General features: G+C 43.8%; 23 protein-coding genes. 17 read left to right on the plus strand and 6 right to left on the minus strand.

All coding sequences use genetic code 11. From position 1 onward, the window contains the following. Nucleotides 1–228 precede the first annotated feature (228 nt). Nucleotides 229–2475, plus strand: coding sequence for an MMPL family transporter (locus tag O3Q51_10300; protein ID MCZ4409203.1), 2247 nt, complete (start codon nucleotides 229–231; stop codon nucleotides 2473–2475). Here the strand turns inward: O3Q51_10300 and O3Q51_10305 are convergent. Beyond that, on the minus strand, nucleotides 2472–4427 hold the full coding sequence (locus O3Q51_10305) for a hypothetical protein (GenBank protein MCZ4409204.1): 1956 nt from the start codon (nucleotides 4425–4427) through the stop codon (nucleotides 2472–2474). The genes O3Q51_10300 and O3Q51_10305 overlap by 4 nt on opposite strands. Nucleotides 4428–4491: 64 nt before the next feature. On the opposite strand from O3Q51_10305, the gene O3Q51_10310 reads away from it, so the two are divergent. The 3 genes from O3Q51_10310 to O3Q51_10320 are packed head-to-tail and all read left to right on the plus strand — an operon-like array spanning nucleotide 4492 to nucleotide 6807. Beyond that, nucleotides 4492–5052: a redoxin domain-containing protein gene (locus O3Q51_10310; protein ID MCZ4409205.1), complete on the plus strand. Its 561-nt coding sequence runs from the start codon at nucleotides 4492–4494 to the stop codon at nucleotides 5050–5052. Continuing rightward, nucleotides 5037–6431, plus strand: a complete 1395-nt coding sequence (locus O3Q51_10315; GenBank protein MCZ4409206.1) for a hypothetical protein — start codon at nucleotides 5037–5039, stop codon at nucleotides 6429–6431. The genes O3Q51_10310 and O3Q51_10315 overlap by 16 nt, the downstream gene beginning before the upstream one ends. 10 nt (nucleotides 6432–6441) lie before the next feature. Then, a complete protein-coding gene (locus O3Q51_10320; GenBank protein ID MCZ4409207.1) occupies nucleotides 6442–6807 on the plus strand; it encodes a hypothetical protein in 366 nt (121 codons plus the stop codon). Here O3Q51_10320 and O3Q51_10325 read toward each other — a convergent pair. Further along, a complete protein-coding gene (locus O3Q51_10325) occupies nucleotides 6804–7487 on the minus strand; it encodes a hypothetical protein (protein MCZ4409208.1) in 684 nt (227 codons plus the stop codon). The genes O3Q51_10320 and O3Q51_10325 overlap by 4 nt on opposite strands. Nucleotides 7488–7603: 116 nt before the next feature. Here O3Q51_10325 and O3Q51_10330 point away from each other — a divergent pair, with 116 nt between their 5' ends. Genes O3Q51_10330 through O3Q51_10345 form a run of 4 tightly spaced genes read left to right on the plus strand, consistent with a single transcriptional unit; the run spans nucleotide 7604 to nucleotide 10019 of the window. Beyond that, nucleotides 7604–8569 carry a LysR substrate-binding domain-containing protein gene (locus O3Q51_10330; protein ID MCZ4409209.1) on the plus strand — a complete coding sequence of 322 codons (966 nt, stop codon included), beginning with the start codon at nucleotides 7604–7606 and terminating at the stop codon, nucleotides 8567–8569. Nucleotide 8570: 1 nt separating this feature from the next. Then, nucleotides 8571–8876 (plus strand): hypothetical protein, encoded by a 306-nt coding sequence (locus tag O3Q51_10335; protein MCZ4409210.1) that lies wholly within the window; start codon nucleotides 8571–8573, stop codon nucleotides 8874–8876. Further along, on the plus strand, nucleotides 8849–9253 hold the full coding sequence (locus tag O3Q51_10340) for a hypothetical protein (protein ID MCZ4409211.1): 405 nt from the start codon (nucleotides 8849–8851) through the stop codon (nucleotides 9251–9253). Before O3Q51_10335 ends, O3Q51_10340 begins: the two co-directional genes overlap by 28 nt. Before the next feature lies 1 nt (nucleotide 9254). Next, on the plus strand, nucleotides 9255–10019 hold the full coding sequence (locus tag O3Q51_10345; protein ID MCZ4409212.1) for a hypothetical protein: 765 nt from the start codon (nucleotides 9255–9257) through the stop codon (nucleotides 10017–10019). Nucleotides 10020–10024: 5 nt separating this feature from the next. Here O3Q51_10345 and O3Q51_10350 read toward each other — a convergent pair whose 3' ends face one another. After that, nucleotides 10025–10621, minus strand: a complete 597-nt coding sequence (locus tag O3Q51_10350; GenBank protein ID MCZ4409213.1) for a DUF1684 domain-containing protein — start codon at nucleotides 10619–10621, stop codon at nucleotides 10025–10027. Nucleotides 10622–10691: 70 nt separating this feature from the next. Here O3Q51_10350 and O3Q51_10355 point away from each other — a divergent pair, with 70 nt between their 5' ends. The 5 genes from O3Q51_10355 (at nucleotide 10692) to O3Q51_10375 (ending at nucleotide 14990) form a co-directional block, all read left to right on the plus strand. Next, entirely contained in the window at nucleotides 10692–11462 is a 771-nt protein-coding gene (locus O3Q51_10355) for a hypothetical protein (GenBank protein ID MCZ4409214.1), read from the plus strand. Between the two features lie 223 nt (nucleotides 11463–11685). Beyond that, nucleotides 11686–12033 (plus strand): DUF1883 domain-containing protein, encoded by a 348-nt coding sequence (locus O3Q51_10360; GenBank protein ID MCZ4409215.1) that lies wholly within the window; start codon nucleotides 11686–11688, stop codon nucleotides 12031–12033. Further along, complete coding sequence (locus O3Q51_10365) at nucleotides 12033–12851, plus strand: peptidylprolyl isomerase (GenBank protein ID MCZ4409216.1); 819 nt, start codon at nucleotides 12033–12035, stop codon at nucleotides 12849–12851. The genes O3Q51_10360 and O3Q51_10365 overlap by 1 nt, the downstream gene beginning before the upstream one ends. Beyond that, nucleotides 12844–14544, plus strand: coding sequence for a gamma-glutamyltransferase (ggt, locus tag O3Q51_10370; protein MCZ4409217.1), 1701 nt, complete (start codon nucleotides 12844–12846; stop codon nucleotides 14542–14544). The genes O3Q51_10365 and ggt overlap by 8 nt, the downstream gene beginning before the upstream one ends. Before the next feature lie 5 nt (nucleotides 14545–14549). Next, the gene (locus O3Q51_10375; GenBank protein MCZ4409218.1) at nucleotides 14550–14990 is read left to right on the plus strand and encodes a PaaI family thioesterase; all 441 of its coding nucleotides are present in this window, start codon (nucleotides 14550–14552) and stop codon (nucleotides 14988–14990) included. Between the two features lies 1 nt (nucleotide 14991). On the opposite strand, the gene O3Q51_10380 is transcribed toward O3Q51_10375, so the two are convergent. Together O3Q51_10380 and priA are read right to left on the minus strand one after the other, a co-directional pair. Then, a complete protein-coding gene (locus O3Q51_10380) occupies nucleotides 14992–15747 on the minus strand; it encodes a lysophospholipid acyltransferase family protein (GenBank protein ID MCZ4409219.1) in 756 nt (251 codons plus the stop codon). Between the two features lie 199 nt (nucleotides 15748–15946). Then, nucleotides 15947–18421 carry a primosomal protein N' gene (gene priA, locus O3Q51_10385; GenBank protein MCZ4409220.1) on the minus strand — a complete coding sequence of 825 codons (2475 nt, stop codon included), beginning with the start codon at nucleotides 18419–18421 and terminating at the stop codon, nucleotides 15947–15949. 101 nt (nucleotides 18422–18522) lie between these two features. On the opposite strand from priA, the gene O3Q51_10390 reads away from it, so the two are divergent. From O3Q51_10390 to O3Q51_10405, 4 genes are all read left to right on the plus strand, one after another. Beyond that, nucleotides 18523–20274: a Na+:solute symporter gene (locus O3Q51_10390; protein ID MCZ4409221.1), complete on the plus strand. Its 1752-nt coding sequence runs from the start codon at nucleotides 18523–18525 to the stop codon at nucleotides 20272–20274. A gap of 43 nt (nucleotides 20275–20317) precedes the next feature. Continuing rightward, a complete protein-coding gene (locus tag O3Q51_10395) occupies nucleotides 20318–21214 on the plus strand; it encodes a hypothetical protein (protein MCZ4409222.1) in 897 nt (298 codons plus the stop codon). Next, on the plus strand, nucleotides 21211–21624 hold the full coding sequence (locus O3Q51_10400) for a hypothetical protein (GenBank protein MCZ4409223.1): 414 nt from the start codon (nucleotides 21211–21213) through the stop codon (nucleotides 21622–21624). The genes O3Q51_10395 and O3Q51_10400 overlap by 4 nt, the downstream gene beginning before the upstream one ends. Nucleotides 21625–21693: 69 nt before the next feature. After that, a complete protein-coding gene (locus tag O3Q51_10405) occupies nucleotides 21694–24777 on the plus strand; it encodes an ATP-binding cassette domain-containing protein (GenBank protein MCZ4409224.1) in 3084 nt (1027 codons plus the stop codon). Here the strand turns inward: O3Q51_10405 and O3Q51_10410 are convergent, their stop codons facing one another. Beyond that, complete coding sequence (locus O3Q51_10410; GenBank protein ID MCZ4409225.1) at nucleotides 24778–25161, minus strand: DUF1987 domain-containing protein; 384 nt, start codon at nucleotides 25159–25161, stop codon at nucleotides 24778–24780. Nucleotides 25162–25176: the final 15 nt, after the last annotated feature.

Genomic DNA, 25176 nt, shown 5'->3' on the forward strand with positions numbered 1-25176 from the left:
GGTTAATCCTGAATGTAGAAACAATTTTCAAAGGAAGATTTCTCAATTGAACTCATTCTTTAATTCCAATTAACCTGACTTCTCTCCTTTTATCTATGGGTGGGCTTAATCAAACAGCCATCTTTTCACGTAAAAAAGTCAAACACTATCCGGAAGAATTCAGCCATTCTTCTGAGCCTCCTTTTTTTTAGAACAAACCATAAATATCGGCGTTCTTTGGAGAGTCAAATGATCAATAATCGAAACTCTGTAATCGCCCTGATTCTGCTTTTGGCAGTTTCTGTTTTTTTCGGTTCTACCCTTCCTGATACAGGGTTTGATTACAATTTCGATAAGTTCTTCAAGCCCGACGATCAGGCCACTCAATATTTTCAAGTTCACCGCGACACCTTCAGCACCGACAATGATTTCATCCTGGTCGGCGTAGTCAATGAAGGCGGCGTTTTTGAATCGGACTTTTTGACAAAAGTCGAGGAGTTAACATCAGATCTGGAGGGTATGCCCTATGTCACTTCGGTGATCTCTCCTACCAATGCAAAAGTCAGAGTGAGAGAGCCCCTGACGGGAACGGTATTTCAGCGACCACTCCTTTCGGGAAAAAGAGAATTGGATTCGACACGAGTATTTACGGACCCGTCCGTAGTCGGAAATCTATTTTCGGCAGATACATCAGCCATCTCTATCGTGGCTATGACAAAGGAATTCCTAAACAAGGATGAGAGTGATGAGTTGGCAGAATCATTGAATACTATTTTATCTGAATACGACTTTGATGGAGTTCATCTTTCAGGTCGTGCCATAGGCCAAGTGGTTTTTATCGAAAAGATTCAAACGGAGTTTGTACTATTCATGAGCCTTGCCATGGCCTTCGTGGTAGTCCTTTTGTTTATCATGTTCAGAAGTACCAGAGGAATTATTTTGCCAATGGTTACCGTTCTATTAGCTGTGGTCTGGAGTATTGGTATCCTTAACCTAACGGGGAAAGGCATCAGCATTTTACTTAACATGCTTCCTCCCGTGATTTTCGTAGTCGGCATGAGCGATGCCGTTCACCTCTATTCCAGATTCTTAGAAGAGTTAAAGAAAGGGCTTTCAAAAAAAGAATCGATCAAACTGATGACCACCGATACGGGATTGGCCACATTACTCACCAGTGTAACAACCTCCATCGGGTTTGCCAGCCTATGGTTTACGGGAATTCCCGCCCTTCAAGAATTCGGAGTACTGACGGCAGTCGGAGTGATGGCCGCCTTTGTTATTGCCATTGTAATGATGCCGGCTTGCCTCACGCTCTTCCCCGAGCCAAAGAGATACTTGGAGGCAGCAAATACAGCGAGATGGGATGGGTTTCTATTGACACTTTTCCATGCTGTAACTAAAAACCGCAAGAAGGTATTCATAACGACCGGGCTGATCAGCTTAGTCATGATAGCGGTCATTACCACTATCGACCTGAACAATTACCTATTGGAAGATTTAAAAAAGAGTGAAAAACTGAGACAAGACTTCACTTTCTTCGATGAATACTTTTCGGGAGTGCGTCCGTTTGATTTGGGCTTGAAATGGAAAGACGAAGTTGATGTGGATGATCTCCAATATTTTCGATCACTTAATAAGCTGCACGTTTACCTGGAAGAGAACTACGGTGTCGGAGCCGTTATTTCGCCACTTTCGGTTTTAAAGGAGCTCAACCGAAGCAACCACGGCGGGAGGAATGAATTCTATCGACTACCCGAAAAAGAAGGCGAACTAAACCGATTGCTGAAAGATTACAAGAAGATTTTAAATACGGGAAAAATCTCCAATCTCACCACCGAAGATGGAAACTACGTAAGAGTTTTGGGAAGGGTTGGGGACTTTGGAGCAAAGCATTTTGCTTCAAAAAATGCTGAGTTAAATACATTTCTCGAAAGCGAAGGAATAGCGGAAAAAGCTTCGATTACGATCACGGGAACGGGGACTTTGATTGACAGAACCAACCAAACCCTTGTCGTAAGTCTATCGAAAGGATTGGGAGCAGCGTTCATTTTGATTTCCATCTTAATGGGGCTTATGTTCCGCTCATTGCGAATGGTGTTGATTGCATTGGTGCCGAATCTCCTTCCGCTTTTGGCAGTGGGCGCGGTGATGGCTGCAGCCGGCATCAATCTCAATATGAGTACAGGTATCATCTTTACCATCGCCTTTGGTATTGCTGTGGACGACACCATACATCTGCTGAGTAGATACAAGCTAGAGTTAATGAAAGGAATGAGTTCATTTCAGGCAATGAAAAATGCCTACCTCCATACTGGAAAGGCGCTCATCATTACGAGTATCATTCTTTTCGGGGGCTTTATCGGCCTTTGCTTCAGCTCATTCCAAAGTACCTTTTTTATAGGCCTCTTCGTGACGCTCACTTTGGGGTTTGCCTTGGTATTCGATTTCGCACTCCTCCCTCCATTGGTGATATCTCCCAAGGAAAAAGTGGATTAGTCAGCTGTTACTTTCTTCCCAAGAAGGGAAACAACGAGGTACAATAACCCCATACCAATGATGTAATTAAGGAGCCATGGTATAGAAACCAAGGCAGATAATGTAGTAAACAACACCGCCACCAGGCCGACAGTCAGGGCGTATGGCATTTGAGTCTTGACGTGTTGTAAATGATCGCATCGAGTCGCTAAGGAGCTCAAAATAGTCGTGTCGCTGATGGGCGAACAATGGTCTCCCAGAACGGCTCCGGCTAATACACAGGAAGTGGTGTTCAAGAAAATCTCCATTGCCGACGCTGCCTCCATCCCACTTTCGAGAGAAATTGCCCAAGCTAGTGGCAGCATAATGGGGTAAATAATCGCCATGGTTCCCCAAGATGATCCAGTGGAAAACGCAACCAAGGCAGATAGTAAAAAAGTCACTGCGGGCAGAGCCCATACGGCAAGGCGTCCTTCCGCTAATCCTGCCAAATAATCGGCAGTATGCATTTGATCAGTGAGAGCGGCAAGGCTCCAGGCTAAGATCAAGATGACAATTGCGGGCACCATAGTTTTGAATCCTTCTATCGATGCCAAAATTGAATCGCCAAAAGTCAGAGTCTTTCGCGCAGTGGAAAGAAGAACAGCGACAATCAGCCCAAAGGTAGACGACCAGAGCAAAGCCTTGTAGCTGTCAGAATTTCCGATGATGGTAGATAGCTTTCTTCCAAACGGAACATCAACTGAACGCCAAGCGGCAGGATCGGCGTCTATTCCGGTATACACGAGACCTGCCACTGTACCCAATATCACAACCAAAATCGGAATAATCGCATTCCACATATTGAGCTCAATCCCCTTCTGAGGCGCAAATTCTTCCAGATCAACGGCAGTATCACTTTCGGTCTGTGAATGGAAACCAGCCTCTCTTGCCTTCTTCTCTGCTTTGTACATTGGACCAAAATCTCTGTTTCTAAGAATGAGAATTAGCATAAAAACCAGCGCAAAAACCGGATAAAACGAATACTTCAAGGAACCGAGGAAGATGATGTAAGGACTTGCTTCGATTATGGTGGAGCCCGAATTGATCTGATCGAGGGCAGACTGTATATAACCCAATTCGGCGCCAATCCAAGTCGTGATCAAGGCAATAGCTGCAATGGGTGCCGCAGTAGAATCGACAATATAGCTCAACTTTTCGCGAGATATTTTTAATCGATCGGTTAGAGGTCTCATCGTATTACCTACAACCAAGGTATTGGCGTAGTCATCGAAGAAAATTCCAATACCCAAAAACCAAGTGGCTAGTTGACCTGATTTGGGACTGTTAGCCTTACGGGAAATGCGGTCAACAACAGCTTGCATTCCCCCATTCTTGGAAATCACGGCAACGATACCACCGATCAGCGTTGAGAAAAGGATAACAGATACATGTCCAGAATCAACCATAGCTTCTACCATATAGGTATCTATAGCAGAAAGAAGCCCTGTAAAGAGGCCTTCGGAATCAAGAGAGTAGTTGGCAACAATGATTGCTCCTGTAAAAATTCCCGCTATCAAGCTGCTGACGACCTCCTTGAATGCAAGTGCCAATGCAATAACAAGCAGAGGAGGAACTACCGATAACCACAAGGGCATCGGCGTTACATCTTTGACCGAAGTAAAACCACCTACCTTGATAGACATGGGTTCATTTCGATCAAATGCCATGAGAAACTCAGCCTTTCCATCTTGAAAACTGAGCGTCTTCCTTTCTCCGTTTATGACGACTTGTGCCTCATTCCCCAGAAGGTAAAGCTTATCCAAATCATTGCAAACCAAAGTCGCCGAAGACTCCAAGCCATCGACAATCAAGTGGGGAAGCTGTACTGAAAAATCATCCCTTGTAAAGATGCTCTCGTCCTGTGCCAAAGCAGAAACAGAGACTAAAACAGCGATAGCCGCAAAAAGAAGAGATTTTATCCTAGGAATCATGAAGGCGCAAAATAGAAATTTTAGGATCGTTCAAGAACCGATCAGCGATTGTTAATTTTGTGCCATGCGTCGAATCACAATAATTTTGATCGTGCTCACCATAATTTCTTGCGGAACAGAATCTCCTCTTGATCAAAAATTGACAATGCTCGACAAAACTGGAGTTGTCTTGGACACGGTGTTCTCGAGTCACACAGGCACAGCATTGATCTTCTTGTCACCCGAATGTCCGCTTTGCCAGAACTACAGTGTAACTATTGATCGCATCCAAGAAGACTTTGATGGAAAAGACATCGCGTTTTACGGTGTCGTCAGCGGAACTTACTACTCAGACGCAGACATCAAAGGCTTTCTAATTAGGTACAAACTTGACCTACCGGTCATACTTGATCCTGAACTAGCCCTTGCAAATCATTATGAAGCTGAGATAACCCCTGAAGCATTCTTGATCGCAAAAAATGGAGAACCACAGTATCAGGGAGCGATAGACAACTGGGCAATTTCGCTGGGACAGAAGCGACAGACCATAACTGAGCGATACCTCGAAAATGCACTTACCGCCCACTTGACGGGAAGTGAAATCAATCCTAAAAAAACAAAGGCTGTAGGATGTTTTATAGAATAGCCCTTTTTCTGATCATCGGCGGATTGGTTTCATGTAGCTCAAGCACTGAAAGGACGGAGACCAATATAGCTGCAGTTGAGCCGACTGACACGATTAAGATCAGCAAAGACCTGACCTTTTGGGAAGATGCCGCACCGATAATTTTTGAGAATTGTACTCCTTGTCATCACCAAAACGGTGCAGGGCCATTTTCCTTAACCGATTTTGATGCGGTTAAAAAGAGAACGAGGACCATTCGACAAGTAGTAGCTGATGGCTACATGCCACCATGGCCGGCTGATCCTGAGTTCAGCCGTTTCAAAGGAGAGAAAATCCTTTCCAAAAAGGAGAAATTGACTCTGGTCAATTGGATTGATCAAGGAGCTCCTGAAGGAATGAAAACTGAGGTTATTCCTCAACCAGAAATATTCACTGCAGAAAATCCCGAAAAGCCCGATGTGATCATACCCTATTCTGACACTGTGCCGATTCCGGGACAAAATCTTGATCTTTTTAGAATAGCGAAAATTCCAATTAACCTTCCGAGAGACACTGTTATCAAAGCTATTCACTTCAGGCCGGGAAACAAACAATTGGTGCACCATGTCAATGGTCACCTCATCAATTATGAAAAAGGGATGAAGGAAGATTCCCGACAGGGAGAGTGGATAATTGATGCTGAAAAAATGAATTCTTTGGAAGCTTACAGACTTATGAAAATTGCAAATGACGACGGTTCCTACCCGGTCATGAGGGTTTCGGCTTTCAACTATTTACCGGGTGTAGAACCTCTGCAATATCCCGAAGGCATCGGAGGACTTTTCATTAATGAAAATGCAGCATTCTTGCTAAATACCTTGCATTACGGGCCATCACCTTTGGACACTTTCGACTTCAGTCAGATTGAAATTTATTTTGCCGAAAAGCGTCCCGAAAGACCCGTATCCGAGCTACATATGGGCACACAAGGTATCACTAAGATAGAGCCGGAATTTATTTTGCCCGCAGGTGTAGTCAGCACTTTCACCACTAAATATCGATTGCCTGATACCATATCTGTTTTAACGGTGAATCCACACATGCACTTGCTAGGCCGCGAATTCACCGCCTATGCTTATTCGGAAGACAAGTCGGATACCATTCCATTGATCCGAATCCCTGAATGGGACTTCAGGTGGCAGTACTTTTATACTTACGAGAAAGTACAGGTTTTACCAAAAGGATACACCATTCAAGTGGTGGCCGTTTTTGACAATACCATTGATAATCCTTTTAATCCAAATATCCCGCCTAAGACGCTAAGCGAGGCAGGGAAAAATATGAAGACAACGGATGAGATGTTTCAGTTTTTCATAAATTACATCCCCTATCAAAAAGGAGACGAAGGGATAGAACTCTAAAATACCGGATATGAAAATTAAGATATGCCTTACCCTCTTTACTCTTTGCTTTTCGCTACTAGGTTTTTCTCAAGAAGCCGATAATCGCGCGAATGCAGCGGTACAAGAGGAAATGAAAATGTACCATAAAGAGCTGAATCTTTCAGCAGAGCAGCTTTATCAAATCACCCAATTACTGGGAGAAAAGATCAAAAAGAGCGAGGTGATTGTAGCTGAAATTGAGGGGCTCAAAAGTCAACTCGACAATATTGATGTCTCAACGGACAAGCAAATTATGAGCGTTCTGAATGAAGATCAGAGACTGATCATGCAAGAAAAGCTTGAAGAGAAATTGACCAAGCAACAAGAAGAGTTTAAGAACTCATTAACGGATTAGTCCAAGTCATTGGCTACCCAGCGCAGGTTATCGATTTCGACACCGGTACTGCGCTCACCTTCGAATTCCATTCCGCATACCACCTGAACTCGAGCCATCATAATCTGCTCAAATTCTCGTATTGTGATATTTACAGGAGTGAAGGTTGAATCATTGAATGAATGGGTTGAGATATTCACATACTCACTTCGTCGGTAGGGCTCACAACCACCATTAGCAGCAACTTTCCCGCTGATGAAGACTTTGATAAAGTCAGGTGATCCATCCTCAGTATCAGTCACACGTGCGTCAAATTGGAGGCTACCCTCAGCGAAATCACGCGCGTCTTGTTCATTGATCAAAGTGAAATAAGAGCGATGCGTAAAACCACCGCCTGTTCCCAAGTAGAGCGTTTCGGCTACCGTAGCAGAATCCCTGGCTTCTTCCATCACCTCCGTGATCCCTTCACAAACGTTTAAGCTATAAGCTCCTTCAACCAAATCACCATTCCATCCTCCTACTAATCCGGCTTGCCAAATCATCTGTTCTGCTTGGTTGAATTGACAAGTACCATCATCTTTTAAAGCGCTGGCATCGTAATTCACCGCAATTGGATCGGTACATCCTTCTTGTTTGGGGTCTTTGTTGCATGAAGTCAGCAACAAGAGAGCGAAAATCGGTATGTAAATTTTTAACTGCATTCTAAGGGGTCTTATGCGATTTGTCCTTTTATACTTATTTGGTTCAATTTGGTTTCACAGGTATTTTGGAAGTCATAGCTTTGTCGATAAGAATTTACTCCTTATAGATATCTCCAATGACACTAACCCAATTAAAATACGTTCTCGCAGTAGATACCTACCGCCATTTTGCCGCCGCTGCCGAAAGCTGCTTCGTGACTCAACCCACCCTTAGTATGCAAATTAATAAGCTCGAAAAAGAGCTGGATGTTTTGATTTTTGATCGGAATAAACATCCCGTTGAGCCGACTGTCATTGGTGCTCAAATCATCAAGCAGGCCCGCACCACTATGCAAGAGGCGAAGAGAATAGAGGAGTTAGTCAAGGGAAGTAAAGGACAGGTATCAGGAGAATTCAGACTAGGCATTATACCTACGGTGAGTACCAATTTACTTCCTCGTTTCCTTCGAGTAGTTATGGAAAAGTACCCGGAGATTGAGCTAAAAATTGAAGAGCTACAGACCGAGCAGATTTTAGAAAAACTCGATCGTGATCAGATTGATGCGGGCATTCTTGCAACACCGTTGGACAAGACAGGAATTATCGAAAAACCACTATACTACGAACCATTCATGGCTTATGTACCAAAGGGACATCGTTTGGAAAACGAAGACTTCGTGCTTCATTCAGAGTTAAGGTTGAGCGATATGCTACTGCTTAAAAACGGACATTGCTTCAGAGACAGTGTGATAAATCTGTGTGCATCTGCTTTTCCGGATGACCATAGCAACCACAAAACACTCGAATTTCAGAGCGGAAACTTTGAAACCCTCATTCGTCTGGCGAACAATGGATTTGGAATGACGCTACTCCCATACCTGATGGCACTGGATTTAGGTGAAGAAGAAAGGCAATTTATCAAACCAATCGAACACCCGCAGCCAACGAGAGAGATAAGTATGATCTACAGTAAAGTGCAGCTGAAAATTAGTATCATCGACTTGCTTGCAGAGGAGATTCAGGCCCAGCTGCCTAAAAAACTTCTCTCACCTCAAGCAGAGACTGTGGTGAATCCCAAGATTGATAAAAAGTTAGCCGGCTAAAGTGACGAATCAAAGAAAGTGTCATGATTGTGGAAAGTGGACTGATTCAAGTGAAAACTATTGCGTTTTCTGCGATGCTACTCTTGACCCTGTTCTTCGGGCGAAAGAGGAAAAAGCTGAAAGGGATCGCATCGCAAGAGAGAAGAAGCTTCTAGCCGAGACCAAGTTTGAAAAGTACCTTCGCAGCCTACAGGAATCCGAAAAACCAGGACATCAGATTTTCTTCAAAGTATTAAATGTGGCTTTCACTATTTACATGGGAGTTTTATCCTTTTTTATATGGCTCATAGCACTGATATCGGGATAAGAGAGAGAAGGTTTTTCCTTCTGATGATATTTCTCTATCTGGCCATTCGCTGGATAAGAGCGATTCATTTCGGGCCTGAGTTTCTACATTTCTATGGCGGTGATATTCTGTTTGTACCCATCCTCATGACTTCCGTCAAAATTGTAAAATGGCTTTTCAACTTTTCTTTTAATGTGAACAAGTTAGAAGTTGCCATAGCCGTTGTATATTCATGCGTCGTCTTTGAATGGCTGTTGCCAAATGAAGGCACGAACTTTGTCAGCGATCCGCTTGATATTGCAGCTTACATATTTGGAGCGCTACTTTATGTGTTCTTTATTTCGAAGGGTTCAGGCGATCAAGTTCAAGATAACAAACGCGTTAAGTCAATAAATTGATATGAAATTATTCTTGCTATTACTCTCAAGTTTATTCGTTTTTGGAATAGCCAATGCTCAGGAAGATTTGAAAAATCTATCTGCTAAAGAACGTTTTCGAATTGCCGAAAACGAGAAAATTGAAGCTGCGACCGATGTGGAATTTCAGCAGTACATGAGCACAGGCCACGACCTTTTTTCAGATCGGCACTACCTCAAGGCCATTCGCAGTTACGAAAAGGCAGCGGAAATTCGACCCTACAATGTCTACCCAAAAGTGAAAATCTCCGACATCGAACTCTCCATGAAGGATACCTTAGAAATCCTCAGAGCTGCAGAAAAAGAAGAAATTAAAAAGGAAAAGCCAAAACCGAAAGAACCCGAGGTAGCTGAAACCGAAGAAAAACTTCCTGAGACGCCAAAGCAAACGATGGATAGATTGGACAAATGGGAAGAAAATGAACGGCAAAAGCTAGAGGCTCAACGCGAAAGTGAAAAAACAGAGAAAGAACAGGCTCAGCCTCCTACTCAGACAACATCAGGCGACGTGCAGACCATGTCTATCGAAGACTACCGAAAGGAATTGGCAGAGACTTTTCCCAGTGGCATAACTGAAACGGTATCAGAAGAAGGAAATAAAACAATCACCAAACGAGTGGTAGTGCACAACGGAAAAGGAGACGAGTACAAGAAAGTGGTCCACAACTGGGGCGGAGTTTTCTTCTTTAAAAACGGCGATGCAGTGACGGAACGTGTTTGGGATCAAGAAACTGTCTCTGAGAAATAGGGTCTCTATTTTGGAGACTTGGCTCCTGCCAAAATCTTTACTTCGAGATCATTCTCCCGAGGAGGTATGGGGCATGAATATCGATCTGAATAGGCGCAGTAAGGATTATAAACCAAGTTGAAATCAACAAACACAGAATCACTAGGTGGAATCTCCATCTCGAGGTATCTCCCACCTTCATAAGTTCCGAAGCCATTGGAAGCATCGGTAAAAGGAACGAAGAGCTGATTCTCATGACCTGGCATTCGCATTAGTTCCAAATTTCGATAAGCTGACAAAACGAGCTCCGTTGAGTCCACTTGAAAATGAATTGTCCCCGCTTTTTGATAGCGCTGCTTAATTGACCCGGTAGTTTGAAATGTGATTGGCTTTTGGCGATCGAGAATTTCAAACTTCGCCATTAACGCAAAATCAGGATTATAAGGATAGCGCGCAACGCTATCAAATTCTGCTACCATCTCCTTCTTTAAAGGCGATTTTTCGGGATCGGCAAACTCTGCGTCAGTTTCAGCCCAGAATTCTATATAACGTGCTTCTTGAGCTATCATTGAAATCGAGGCAAATGCAAAGAGGGCAAACAAAAAGGTCTTAAAAAATCTCATTTGCCAAAGTTACGGAATCAGCAGACTGATTTTTTGGAAAGAGAAGTCATTTTTTACCATATTGCGGGTCATGGAATTAGCCCGATCCATAAAAGATGCTGAGAATGCATTGAGAGATTTCATCGAATACTCGCTGGAGAAAAATCTCGGAGCAGATTGGACGTCCAAATGTGGAATTCCCTCAGCCAGAATTGATCTTTGGCGAGAAAGAAAGGCTCAAGGAGAAGTAGATTCCGTTCCCAATAAGGGAGAGGAACGACTCGTGTACTACGCTCCTTTTGAAGATTTGTATGACTTGATTTCCGAAAACTGGATCGGGGATTTTCAAAGTGCTTTCACGGAAAGAGATCGACTCATCACTTTCATCAAAATTTTGGAGGAGTATAGAGATCCTCAAATTCACAGACGTGAACTATTCGTTTACCAAAAACATCTGGTTTTGGGCATCACGGGCGAAATTCGCGCTAAGATCACGGCCTACCGCAGTCTGCTGGAAGTAGGTAAAGAAGGCTATCCCAGAATAGAATACATCAAGGATAGTTTGGGGAATATTTGGGTGCCCGGAAAGCCTCGGCGACTCAAAACCAACTTGACCATACATCCGGGTACTACTCTGGAATTTATTGTGCAAGCCAGCGACCCCGAGGAGAAGCCTCTTGAATTTAAAATTCACGGACAGAAATGGCAGAGCGGCAACATCTTGTTTTTCGAAGTAGCAGATAAGCACGTTCAAAAGCAAGCGCAGATTAATATTACCATACGCAGTTCACGAAAATTTCATGCTTACCCTTTGGGCTATGATGACCGAGTGGTTTTCGAATATCAAATTATTCCCAGATAGTAAATCCGCTTATCTCCGGTTTCGACCGAAAAAGAGTTGAGCGAGCTCTTTGATGAAAATCACGATCGAAATTCCATGAACCTCCACTACATTGGTATCAGTTAAAATCTTCTGATGGTTGCTTTGAGCAGAGCAATGAAAAGCGAGCTGATCCTAGATCACTCGCTTTTTTTATTCGGCATCGGATTGGTATTTTTCTTAAATTTCGTAGAATTTGAACGCAATGAAAATCCTACAGAAACCATTCACAGCAAAAGAAAAAGACACAATCGAAGTTACCTTCGATAAGCCCACAAAGGTCTTACTGATCGAAAGCAGTCAGTTTACGCGTTACAAAAAAGGCCTCACCTATCAGTACCGAGGTGGTAAAGCTGAGCAATCTCCGGTGACTTTCACCGTTCCGTTTGACGGCATCTGGCATGCTGTTATTGAAAAAGGCACTTATACCAATCCTTTGGAGGTAACGGGAAATGCCAAACTCATCCCACACCGCTACGATACCTTAAATGGCTCAGAACAAACAGGGGCTGCAAAAAGGCAAGTTGAAGAATACGACGACACCCTCGATTAATGTCAAAACATTTCACTTTTAATAAAGCGAACCTTTTCGGGTTCGCTTTCATCATTTTAGCTTTTATCGCCTGCGAGCCATCGCAGTCAACTCAAGAAGATGATGAGCTTAAGGTCAAGCCCTCTGCGAAAAAAGTAATTGCAAAAAAGGATAGCACAATAGCAGTCGAAAGAGAGTACCCCAAGTTGGACAGTGCCAATATCGAAAGCTTTTTAAGCGAATACTTTCGCGAAAATCCCGAGAGGAGGGTCAGAGTGATTACGCGTGTAGGAACTCTCAAGGTGAAGTTGTTTGACGATACCCCATTGCATACTGCCAACTTTCTGATGATGACAAAAAGAAATTACTTCACGGGTACGGAATTTATTCGGGTAGCCCCTAATTTTGTGGTCCAAGGTGGGAACAACGAAAGCGAAATCGAAAAAGTAAAGCGGATCTTGATAGGATCATACACCATACCACCTGAATTTAAAGAAGAACGCTTGCATAAAAAGGGAGCCTTGTCCATGGCTCGCGATTACGAGAACAATCCCAACAAGAGGTCTTCGCCGTATTATTTTTTCTTCGTTCACGGACAGAAATTCAATGAACCACAACTAATGGCTATTGAACGAGACAGCGATATGGTCATTCCTCAATGGAAAAGAGAAATTTACAAGACCATCGGCGGCGCGCCACATCTGGATAATCAGCACACGGTTTTCGGCGAGATATATGAAGGCCTGGATGTCTTAGACAAAATGGCTGCAGTGGATACCGATGCAGGCGAATGGCCTATTACCCCTTTAATCATGCAAATTGATATTATCGATGAATAGAATAATGCTACTATTGGCGGTCTGTTTTTTATGGGCTTGCCAAGAATCAGGTGAAACAAATACTTCAATCCGAGTTGACAAAAGTCTCGATTCTTTAAAGGCGGGTGTGGCTTGCGCGCATCCCGTAGCAGCCGAGATCGGAGCAAAAATTCTTGAGAGCGGAGGAAATGCGACTGACGCGGCCGTTGCCGTGCAGTGGGCTTTGGCCGTTTGTTTCCCCGAAGCAGGAAACATCGGCGGAGGCGGATTTATGGTCGCCCGACGAAATGACGGTTTGACAACGACCTTAGACTTCCGCGAGCGAGCGCCCGGTGGTGCTTTTCCGGGGTTGTTCCTTGGCCCTGACGGGGAAGTACTTGAAGGTATCAGCACGGATACGCGAATAGCGGCAGGAGTTCCGGGATCGGTAGCAGGCATTTATGAAATGCACGATAAGTTCGGGAGCTTGCAAATGAGTTACCTCCTGGAACCGGCCATTGAGATAGCCCGAAACGGATTTCCAATTACTGCCGATCAGGCCCAACGCCTCAACGAGAATCGTGAAATGCTCGAAACACGAAATCGATTTCCCACCGCCTTTGTCAAAGAAACTCCATGGGTAGAAGGTGATATTCTGATTCAAGAAGATTTAGCCAATACGCTTACTCGTATTAGAGATAAAGGTCCGACGGAGTTTTATATGGGTGAAACAGCACAACTGATTTTGGAGGAGATGGGAGAAGGCAGAGGGCTCATCACTGCTGAAGATCTAAAAAAGTACCAACCGCAATGGCGGAACCCCATTAAGTTCTCATTTGATCGGTATCAAGTTATCTCAATGCCACCTCCATCGAGCGGAGGTATTGCTCTGGAACAAATGTTCAAGATGGCTAAAATGCTTGAAGTAGATTCAATTGTACACAACTCTACCGAATACCTCCATTTCAATACTGAAATTCAGAGACGCGTGTATGCCGACCGATCCATGCACTTAGGTGATCCCGATTACTACGACATTCCGTACAAAGAATTAGTTGATTCCACCTATCTCTCATCGAGACTGAGGAACTTTGAGTACCGAGCTACACCTAGCTCACGTGTAAGTCATGGGAATATGGAACAAGTCGCTGAGAGTATGGAAACCACCCATCTTTCGGTAGTGGATGAAGAAGGGAATGCCGTTTCGATCACAACAACTATCAATGGCATGTATGGAAGTCGAATCGTCGTATCCGGAGCAGGTTTCTTGCTCAACAATGAAATGGACGATTTCAGTTCCAAGCCGGGTACTCCAAATTCATATGGTTTGGTTGGAGGGAAAGCAAATTCCATCGAACCAGGCAAGAGAATGTTGAGCTCAATGACTCCCACCATTGTGGAAAAAGACGGCGAGCTATTTCTGGTGTCAGGTTCTCCGGGAGGAAGTACCATCATCACCTCCGTGTATCAGACTATAGCCAACTGCGCATTTTTCAGGATGGATCTTAAAGATGCTATAGCCGCTCCGAAATTTCACAGTCAATGGCTTCCGGACAAGTTATTCCTTGAACAAGACAGATTTCCTGAGGACCTCATCACTTTATTGGAAAGCAAGGGACACGAAATCGATTATTTCTACTCACTCGGAAGAGTAGATGCCATTAAAGTTTCGGATAATGGAATGCTCGAAGTCTGCGGAGATCCACGTGGCGACGATGTAGGAGCCGGGTATTAAATAGAATGATGCACGAAGTTTTAAAAAAGTACAACGAAGTCAACCATTTCGGTGCACTACTCGGGCTGGAACTCAAAGTGATCAAACCGGGTGAGGTCGAATACCGAATGGAGATAAAAGAGGAGCACCTCTCCAACCCTTTGGCAGCCCATGGCGGAGCTATCTCCGCAATGATGGATGCCATACTCGGTGTGGCAGCGCTTTCACTGGCGGTAGAAAACGACAAGCTAGTGAGCACCGTGGAGTTTAAACTCAACTACTACACTCCCATAAAACTCGGAGATAAGCTATTGGGAAATGGAAAAGTGACCTTTGCAGGAAACAGACTGATTTCATCAGAGGGTACCATCTTTATCGAAAACGAGAATATGAAAATAGCGTCCAAAGGACTCGGCACGTTCAATGGTTATCCCGCTTCTAAAAACGAAATACTAGGGAAAGTCTAGACTATTTCTCCCCGTCTTCCTCCGGTTGAGGTACATGCAGAAACTCTGAAGTTTGTTTGATCGCTACCATTACTTGCTCCAAAATTTCTTCCGCCGGAGCATCGTAATCAATGTCAAGAGGCTCGTAAAACTTCATTAATAGACGAGTATCTCTCTTTTTGATCTTGAGCCCTTTTTTGTCAAATGCCCTTCGGAATCCGTCAATATTAACAGGCACGACAATAGGCCTATTCTGTTTGATGATATGGGCAGTCCCTTTTCTCCCTTTCTCAAAAGCCTTGGTGGTTCCTTGCGGAAAAGTAACCAACCAACCCGTTTTCACTGCTTTCGAAATGTTTTCGGGGTCTTTTGGATTCACTTCACGCTCCACTGATTTTCCTGACGCTCGCCAAGTTCGGTCAACGGTTATGGCTCCGCCGTATGCAAAAAGCTTTGGCAACAAACCGCTCTTCATAGTTTCGGAAGCAGCGACGTAATAAACGTTTAGTTTGGGAGCAAGCAGATAAATCGGATTGCGAATTCCCCGTTTAAACTTCCATTTCGCGGCACCAAAAGCGTGGTACATCAAGATTACATCTGAAAAATAAGTCTGATGGTTGGACACAAAAAGCACGTTCTTGTCGGGTAATCTTTGGAGGACATCCATTCCCGCTATTACGCTTTTATTCGTCCACACGTAACGCGGCCACGTGATTATTCCCAGAATGGAAATAAGCAGGGATTTCAATATTTTCCACTGTCCGAATACGTTCTTCACTGCAGGTGAAATTGGTGGTGCAAGATACGCTTAATCGCAAGTGTTGTGTAAAGCCTATGTTAGTCAGCCCAAGTTTTGTTCTTTTTAACTTGGCCATCGTTAATAAATTCTTCCTTAACTAAGGCTAGGCAATAATTTTTTGCCTCGCCCAAATGAAAAATAACTTCAACTAAACCGACACAATAGACCTTACACAACACTAGTAAGGGTCAACGTTTATAATCAACCTGACGGATTTGAATTCTTTCTTTGCGAAAAACGGACCCGTTAGGCTTTTCATTTTCTCCTTAAAATCAGCGGGATTCTGATTTCTATGGAGTTTGAGAAGAAGATTTTTGTTGTAGCGATTTTTCACCCTTGCCACGATGGGGTACTCAGGACCCAGAATGGACTGCTCAGGCAAAATGGTGAGCAACTCGTTCTTCAATTCAGCGGAACAATAATCTACCATTTCTGCCTCGCGATGTTGGAGAGTGAGCTTGATCAATCGCGTAAAAGGCGGATAGGCAAACTCTCTTCTTTCCTTAATTTCTTGGTTCAATACACCCTCGTAATTTCCGTGCTTCACTTGCTGAATCAACCATTGATTGGGATCTTGTGACTGAATGATCACTCTGCCTTGCTTCTCTTTCCTTCCTGCTCTTCCTGCAACTTGCGTCATCAATTGGTAGGCCCTCTCCCCCGCCCTGAAGTCGGGAAAGCGAAGCAAGAGATCGGCGTTGAGAATTCCAACCAAATTCACCCGATCGAAATCGAGTCCCTTGGTGATCATTTGCGTACCAATCAAAATATCGATTGAACCGTTTTGGAAATCGGTCAAAATTCGAGAGTATGCATTCTTGGAACGCGTAGAATCCAGATCTAAGCGTGCCACCGTGGCTTCGGGAAAATAGATCGGTAGTTCTTCTTCGATGCGTTCTGTTCCAAAACCCGCTAATCGCAAACCGTGGCTTCCGCAGGCAGCGCAACTCGGTGGAGCCGTATAGCGATTTCCACAATAGTGGCAAACGAAACGGTCCTGGGCTTTGTGGTACGTCAAGGTTACATCGCATCGCGTGCACTCAGGCGACCACCCGCATGTATTGCAAAGCAGGATCGGTGCATAACCGCGGCGGTTTTGAAAAAGAATAACTTGCTCGTTATTTTCCAAGGTCTCGCGAATAGCATCGAGCAATTCTTTGGTAAAATATCCCGCTTTGCTGTCTTTTCCCGAAAGGGAAACCGGCTCAATCTTGGGAAGCTCAACTCCGCCGAAGCGCTCGGTCACTTGCACGTAGCCATATTTACCGCTTTTGGCATTGTAATACGATTCAAAAGATGGTGTGGCCGATCCAAGCAGTGTTTTGGCTCCGTGAATACTTGCTAGCACAATTGCAGCATCCCTTCCATTGTAGCGTGGTGCGGGGTCAAACTGCTTGAAGGAGGTCTCATGTTCTTCGTCTACGATCACCAAACCCAAGTCAGAAAACGGAAGAAACAAAGCACTTCTTGCCCCCAATACTACTTTAGCTTTGGTAGAGTTCTTATCGCCGATCGTGTTCCACAACTCTACTCGTTCGTTTTGACTGAAGCGCGAGTGGTAGACTGCCACCAAATCTCCAAAATGAGCCTTGAGCCGATTGATCATTTGGGTGGTCAGTGCAATCTCAGGTAGCATGTAGAGTACTTGCTTCCCTTTTTCCAATTGCTCCTTGATCAACGAAATGTAGATTTCAGTCTTTCCCGAGGAGGTCACACCATGAAGTAAGGTGACACTTTTCTCCTCGAATGATTTTTTCAAATCAGCTAAGGCCGTTTCTTGAATCGGGCTCAACTCGATAGGGCAGGCTCCGCCACCTTCGCCATAGACCAGTCTACCAACTTCTTTCTCGTAAATCTCGAAAATGCCTTTCTTTTGCAAGGTATTCACCTGTGCCGAAGAGGCTTCAGCTCTCTTTTGTAGAACCGTTTTTTGCACGTCTTTCGCTTCAGTACCGTATCGCTCACTCAATTGAACAAAAGCCATCAGTAGCTCCTCTTGCTTGGGTGCGCGCTGTACCGATCGAAAGGCAGCTTCTAAGCCCTCTTCATCCGCGCAAGCCTCGGTTAAACGAATGAACTTCTCCACTTTTGGCTTGAAGCCCTCTTTCAAATCCTCCATGATCAAAATGGCCGACACTTCAAGGAGCCTCTTCATCGTGCGCTGAATATTCTTGATGTCCAGTATTTCTGAAACTTCAGGAGCCGTCATCACTTCTCTATCATGCAAGACCTGAAGAAGCATTTGCTCTTTGTCACTCAATCCTGTGATATCCCCTTCAAAAGCAGGGTTGGGAATGTATTTGGTTTCGCTGCCAAGACGCATGGAGGAAGGCATGGCTGCGAGCATGACTTCGCCTTTAGTAGAGAGATAGTAGGACGCTATCCAATCCCAAAGCTTCATCTGCTTCGCATTGATCAAGGCGCTTTCTTCGAGAACGTCATCGAGGTATTTGGCGGTGTATCCCGCAGGAGCTCTGTCGTGAATCCGCTCGACAATACCTGTGTAAAGCTTGTTTTTGCCGAAAGGCACAACTACCCTGATACCCTCTTCGACATAGTCCACCATATTCTGAGGAATGCGGTAGGTGAAGGTCTTCGGGAGAGCTAAGGGCAAGACTACGTCGGCGAAATAAACTTTCAAGAGTAAATCCAAATGAGGAGTGCAAAATTAATGGAATTACCAACAGATAGCCGTGGTAAGAAAAGAGAAGCATTTGAAAAAGGAATTGGGTCCACCGTGTAAATTCGATTGCCATGATGAGTATGGATTTACATTGGATTGACTGGGCGATAATCATAGTGTTTTTGGTCTTCAGCCTCACAATAGGACTCTACTTCAGGAAGCGAGCTTCCAAGAGTTTGGAGAGCTTCTTTTTGGGAAACCGCGAGATGCCTTGGTTGGTTGCAGGAATATCGATGGTTGCCACGACATTCGCAGCCGATACCCCTCTCGCTGTGACCGAACTGGTGGGAAAGAGCGGTATCTCAGGAAACTGGATATGGTGGAGTTTTTTGGCGGGTGGAATGCTCACAACCTTCTTTTTTGCCAAGCTATGGCGAAGGGCAGGAGTGCTGACCGAAACAGAGTTTATCGAGCTTCGCTATTCAGGGAAACCCGCAGCCATGCTGAGAGGATTCAAGGCGGTTTACCTCGGTCTCATTATGAATATTTTGATCATTGGCTGGGTTAACTTGGCGATGATTACCATCATTCAAGAGTTTTTTGGCACTACGCCTGAATTGACTTACACTATTGTGGCCATTGCCATGGTGTTTGCCGCATTTTATACTTCCCTTTCAGGAATATGGGGAGTGGCCGTTACTGACGTGGTTCAGTTCACTTTGGCCATAACAGGCACAATAGTCTTGGCATTCATTGTAGTTGGAAGTGAAGAGGTCGGAGGAATTGACGGGCTTAAAGCCAGTCTGCCGCCATCCACTTTCAATTTCTTTCCAACGATAGGCGAAACAGGAGATGGAGCAGGCAAGATGATGGTTATCAGCTTTGGCGCTTTTTTCGCCTATCTCGGTGTGCAGTGGTGGGCCAGTTGGTACCCCGGACAAGAGCCTGGTGGTGGCGGTTACGTAGCGCAAAGGATGATGAGCACCAAAACGGAAAAAGGTGCGGTTTACGCAACCTTGTTTTTTCAAATTGCTCACTACTGTTTGAGGCCGTGGCCGTGGATTTTAGTTGCACTTTCGTGCATGGTACTATATCCCGAACTGGAGGGGGCCGAATTAAAAGAAGGATACGTCAGAGCCATGAAGGATTTCTTGCCGATGGGGCTAAAAGGTCTTTTGTTGGCGGCATTTCTGGGAGCTTACTTGAGCACCATCAGTACCCAGCTCAACTGGGGTGCAGGCTATTTGGCCAATGATCTCTATAAGCGATTTATGAAGCCCGAATCCAATTCAAAACAGTTGGTTTTGGCATCTCGAGTGATCACCTTTCTATTGATGGTTTGCGGACTGATCATCACTCAATTTATGACATCGATTAGTGGAGTTTGGGAATTTGTATTGGAATGTGGTGCAGGCCTGGGATTGGTCTTGATTCTACGCTGGTACTGGTGGCGCGTCAATGCTTGGAGTGAAATTTCTGCTACTGTCACACCCTTTATCGTCTACGCCTTAGGAAAGTGGGTTTTCGATCTCGAGTTTCCCGATAGCTTTTTCTTGACAGTTGGAGTTACGACGGTCGTATGGATTCTATTTACCTTTTTCGGCCCAAAGGAGAGCGAAGCGTCTTTGAAAATATTCTTCGACAGAGTGCGTCCCGACGGCAATTGGCGCATTTTCCGAAAATCAACTGTCGAAAACCGGAACAACATAGCCCGACTTGCCGTATGTTGGTTAGCATCCGTTGCTCTGACATATGGTATCTTATTCTTAACGGGTAAGATCATCTTCAAGGAATGGAATGCGGCCCTGCTCTATGCAGGTGTAGTAGTAGTTTCAGGAGTTATCCTGGTTACTTTCCTCAAAAGGACCAACGTGTTCCGATAAAAGAGGTCTGAATCCGAGGAATTCCTCCCTTAAAACAATTGAAATGAAAAATTTTCGCTTTCCTCTATTTGTCTTTCTCATGGGTATAGTACTGTTAGCGGCTTCCTGTGGAGAAAAGAGCATAGAAAAGTCTGAGGGACAAAAGGCTTTATCACTAGATAGTGCTAAATCCAATTTGGTTAATGTTTCGGGAGAATTATTCAGTATTCCCTCACCCATTCAAACGGCCCTGTTGATTCAGGAGTCAGGAGCTGAGTACAAACCTGAATTACTGAATGACTCTAAAGGCTATAGCGAATACGAAACAAATACTCAAAAGGCTATGAACCTCGGTATCTATGGAACGGATATGGCCTATTCATCACTTTATGAAGACAGCCAGAAGGCTCTATCTTACTTTAAAGCAATTGATAATTTGGCTAAAGATCTTGGTGTGATCTCAGCGATAAGCCCTGATTTGGTAAAGCGTTTAGGTGCCAATGCCGACAATCCTGATTCGCTGGTCTACTTGATTGGTCGTTTTTATGAAGAAGGCGATGCCTATCTTAAGAAGAATGAGCGATACGACATTGCCAGTTTGGTCATTTTAGGTGGTTGGATTGAATCATCTCACTTGAGCGCTCAATCGGCTACGGGCGGTAATCAAGCTGCAAGAGATCGCGTGGCACAGCAAAAAGAGAGTAGCTCTACCATTGTAAAGGCACTTGACAAAACTGCAGACCGAAACTTTAAGAAAAGTGACTTATACCAAGTGCTTGACAGTATTCAAGAGGCTTTTGCCAGCGTTCAATCCTCTTACAGTTTCGAGCAACCTCAAACCGATGCCGCGAAGAAGTTGACGGTGATCAAAAGTAAAACGGATTACCAAGTCTCTGATTCACTGCTCAACTCTATAGCCGCGCTGCTGGAGTCAGCGAGAACAAAAATTACAGAAAAATGAGAAGACTTCTATTCATTATAGCATTGGCTTTCGCCCCTATATGGCAGCTATCTGCCCAATGCGATAGCACGGCATACATGGCCCGCGAGTTTATGACGGACGATTTTATTCCTGACGGACAGTCTTATCGCGCTTTGATCTTCGACGGACAAATCGCAGAGTTTGAAACAACTTTTTACGGAAACAGCACCTACAGAATTGCCGCCTTCAGTGGAATGGCGAAAGAACAACTCATCTTCTCACTATATGATCAGGAGAATAATCTACTGTTTTCCAACGAAGAACATCAGAATAGTCCCTATTGGGATTTTGAAATTGAATCGACCCTTGATGTGAGATTGGAAGCTAAGCTCGACAAAACGAAACAAAGTTCAGGGTGCGCCGTACTACTCGTTGGATTCGAGAAGTAATTTAATCCCTACTGAATTGTAAAACGTCTCGAATTCGAGGCGTTTTTTTTTGACACCCTTTGAACTATTATGAGCGAGAGAATACTCAATGCACTGGTACAGCTTTTTGCAATTATTGCAAGGGTTCACACGACGAATGAGGAGGATTTAAGTGGTCGTACCATAGTTGAATCTTTTCTTAAAGAACGCCTTCCAGGCCCACTGGTCCGCAAGTATCTCGATTCATTCGAAATCTATCTTGAAAAGTATCAAAAAGTATCTTCTGCCAAAAATGGCCAACAAAAGCGTACCTCGGTAAATTCTGTAAAGGTGCTGAGAATCTGCACAGAAATAAACGAGGAGCTTACCCAGCGACAGAAAACAATCGTACTCATCCGACTTCTGGAATTCATCTACACCCACAGCGAGGTTAGTGATCTGGAACAGGAGTTTGTAAATACGGTTGCCATAACGTTCAACTTCGATATGGAAGAGTTTAAATTGGCTAGGCTCTTTGTTGAAGAAAAAGAAACAGAACTCATTGCATCGCAAAATGTGATGTACATAACAGACAATACAGATTCGGCGGCAGCATTTGGAAAGCACTTAACCGCCAAAGGTCTGGATGGGTATTTTAGAATACTAAGACTACCCACCGTTAACCTTCACTTTATCAAGTACAAGGGAAAAGGAAGGTATAACGTATCGGGTCAACCTATTATAAACGATAGGTTTTACGTGCTTAACCAAGGAGCATCTATCCGTGGGTCAAAAATCAGCCCAATCTATTACAGCGATATTCTTGGCTCATTTTTGAAAGACAACGACAGTGTCAATATTCAATTTAGAGCGAAAGCGGTTTCATACACTTTCAAAAAAGGGAATATTGGCCTACACGACATTAACATCGAAGAGAATTCGGGAAGTCTGGTAGGAATAATGGGAGCCAGCGGAAGCGGAAAGTCTACTCTTCTTAATGTCCTGAACGGAAATTTATCTCCCAAAAAAGGTACGGTTAGCATCAACGGAATCGACATTCATCACGATGCGCATAGCATTGAAGGAGTAATAGGATACATTGCTCAGGACGACTTGCTAATCGAAGAATTAACCGTATTCCAAAACCTCTTCTACAATACCAAACTTTGTTTTGGACAAAAGTCGGACGAGGAAATCTCGGACTTGGTACATGACATGTTGTCAACATTAGGATTGACGGAAACGGCAGATTTGAAAGTGGGAAACCCACTGGATAAAACCATTAGTGGTGGCCAACGGAAACGCCTCAATATCGCCTTGGAATTGATCCGTGAGCCAGCAGTTCTTTTCATCGACGAACCGACTTCAGGACTCTCATCGAGAGATTCAGAAAATATTATGGACTTACTCAAAGAACTATGCCTTAAAGGCAAATTGATCTTTGTAGTTATCCATCAACCTTCGTCAGATATCTTCAAGATGTTTGATAGCCTTTTGGTTTTAGACAAAGGCGGATACCCAATCTACAGCGGAAATCCCGTGGACAGTCTTGTGTATTTCCGAAAAATGGTAAATCACGTAAACAGTGAAGAAGCCGAATGCTTAAGTTGTGGAAATGTAAAGACCGAAGATGTCTTTAATATCATTGAAGCAAAAATCGTAGACGAATTCGGAAACCTGACTCCCGAGAGAAAAATCTCACCTTTAGAATGGTACGAACTCTACAAAGAGCACATTGAAATTTTTGATAATTCGGCCGAGGAGGTACTTGAACTTCCTGAGAGCAATTTCACCATCCCGGGGAAGCTTAAGCAGTTATCCATTTTTATTAAACGCGATGTCCTCTCGAAGCTAACCAACCGACAGTATGTGCTAATCAATCTTTTGGAAGCTCCGGTTCTGGCAATGATTCTCGCTTTTTTCATGCGGTTCTTTGTGCCTTCAGGAGGTACGTCAGAGTACGTTTTCAGAGAAAACGAAAATATTCCCGTTTACATCTTCATCTCGGTTATCGTGGCTCTGTTCATAGGTTTGACCGTGAGTTCTGAAGAGATCATCCGTGATAAAAAAATCAGAAAGAGAGAATCGTTCCTCAACTTGAGTAAAGGAAGCTACTTATCCGGAAAAATTGGAATTATGTTAGCCATCTCGGCTATTCAAATGCTGCTCTTCGTTTTGATCGGAAATACAATCTTGGAGATTAAAGGAATGACCCTCCCTTATTGGGCCATACTATTTTCTACCTGTACGTTTGCAAACGTTTTAGGATTAAACATCTCGGCAAGTTTCAACTCAGCCAAGGTGATCTACATCTTAATCCCAATTGTGATTATTCCTCAACTTCTCTTTAGTGGAATCATCGTAAAATTTGATAGACTCAATCCTATTTTCGCTTCTCAAAGTGGTGTGCCTTGGATTGGTAACATCATGGCCAGCAGATGGGCATATGAAGCAATTGCAGTAACTCAGTTCAAGTGGAATGACTACGAGGAGAATTTCTACGAACTTGAAAGAAGAAAGAAATTTTCGAATTGGAAGAAGGATTACTGGATCACCGAATTGAAAAATAAAACTGCTCGCGTTTCCAGAATTCTGGATGATGAATCTGCTACTGTTGAGCTCGAATCGGAACTTATTGTTTTAAGAAATGAGCTTCAAAAAGAAAATGCGTTTCTGAAAGGAATCAGGTTTAATGATGTCCATCAGTTGACTTCCGAAGCTATATCAACCGAACATCTGTCCGACCTTCGCGATCACTTGGATTTATTGGAAGAGCATTACCGAAAGGTGTACAACCAAGCTGAGAGCGAAAAAGAAAATGCGATTTATGCAATGACACGTGAAAGTGGTGGTGAAAACAGTGAATACGAAGTGCTTTTTGACAATTTCAAGAATGATCAGCTCGAAGTATTCGCTACGAATAGAAACGATCTAAACTACATTGCGGAGCACAATGGTGAATTGATTCAGAAAAAGGATCTGATCTATTTAATGCCGTACAATTCTGATTTTTTCAGTGCTCACTTTTACGCACCTGCAAAGAAATTCTTCGGGAATTTCATCGACACTTTCTTTGCCAACCTAATGGTAATTTGGGGTATGACCATTGGACTGATCATATGCTTATTCTTCGATGTATTTCCGCGATTGATGCGTTTTATCGAAGATAATGTGAGCCTACCTGTGAAGAAGTAATCAGATCTCCTCGACCTTAACCATTTCGAAGTTGATGTCGATTATAGCATCATAATCTTCACCCGCCTCGAGCATGTCCTCATCATCTTCCTCGTAGTGCCATTTCACCGATACACTTTTCCCTTGCTTAGAAATGTGCTCGAGCTTTTTGAAAACGTCGAGGATGCATTTAGAACTGCTGGTATTGAAATATTCCAATTCCATATTCAGTGTCAAAGCCTCTCCATTTCCCTCAGCATAAGCGTCGAGCCAATCAATTAAAGGTTTATAAAAATCAATCGAATTCTCGGGTATAGACCTTCCACGAATGACAAGGGTACCTGAGTGATCCTCAAACTTTACTGTAGGTGTTTTTGGTGTTCCTTCTATATTGATGCTGTCCATTTGACTAGTTGATTC

This window comes from Cryomorphaceae bacterium 1068, from assembly GCA_027214385.1.
GTDB lineage: Bacteria > Bacteroidota > Bacteroidia > Flavobacteriales_D > Cryomorphaceae > JAKVAV01.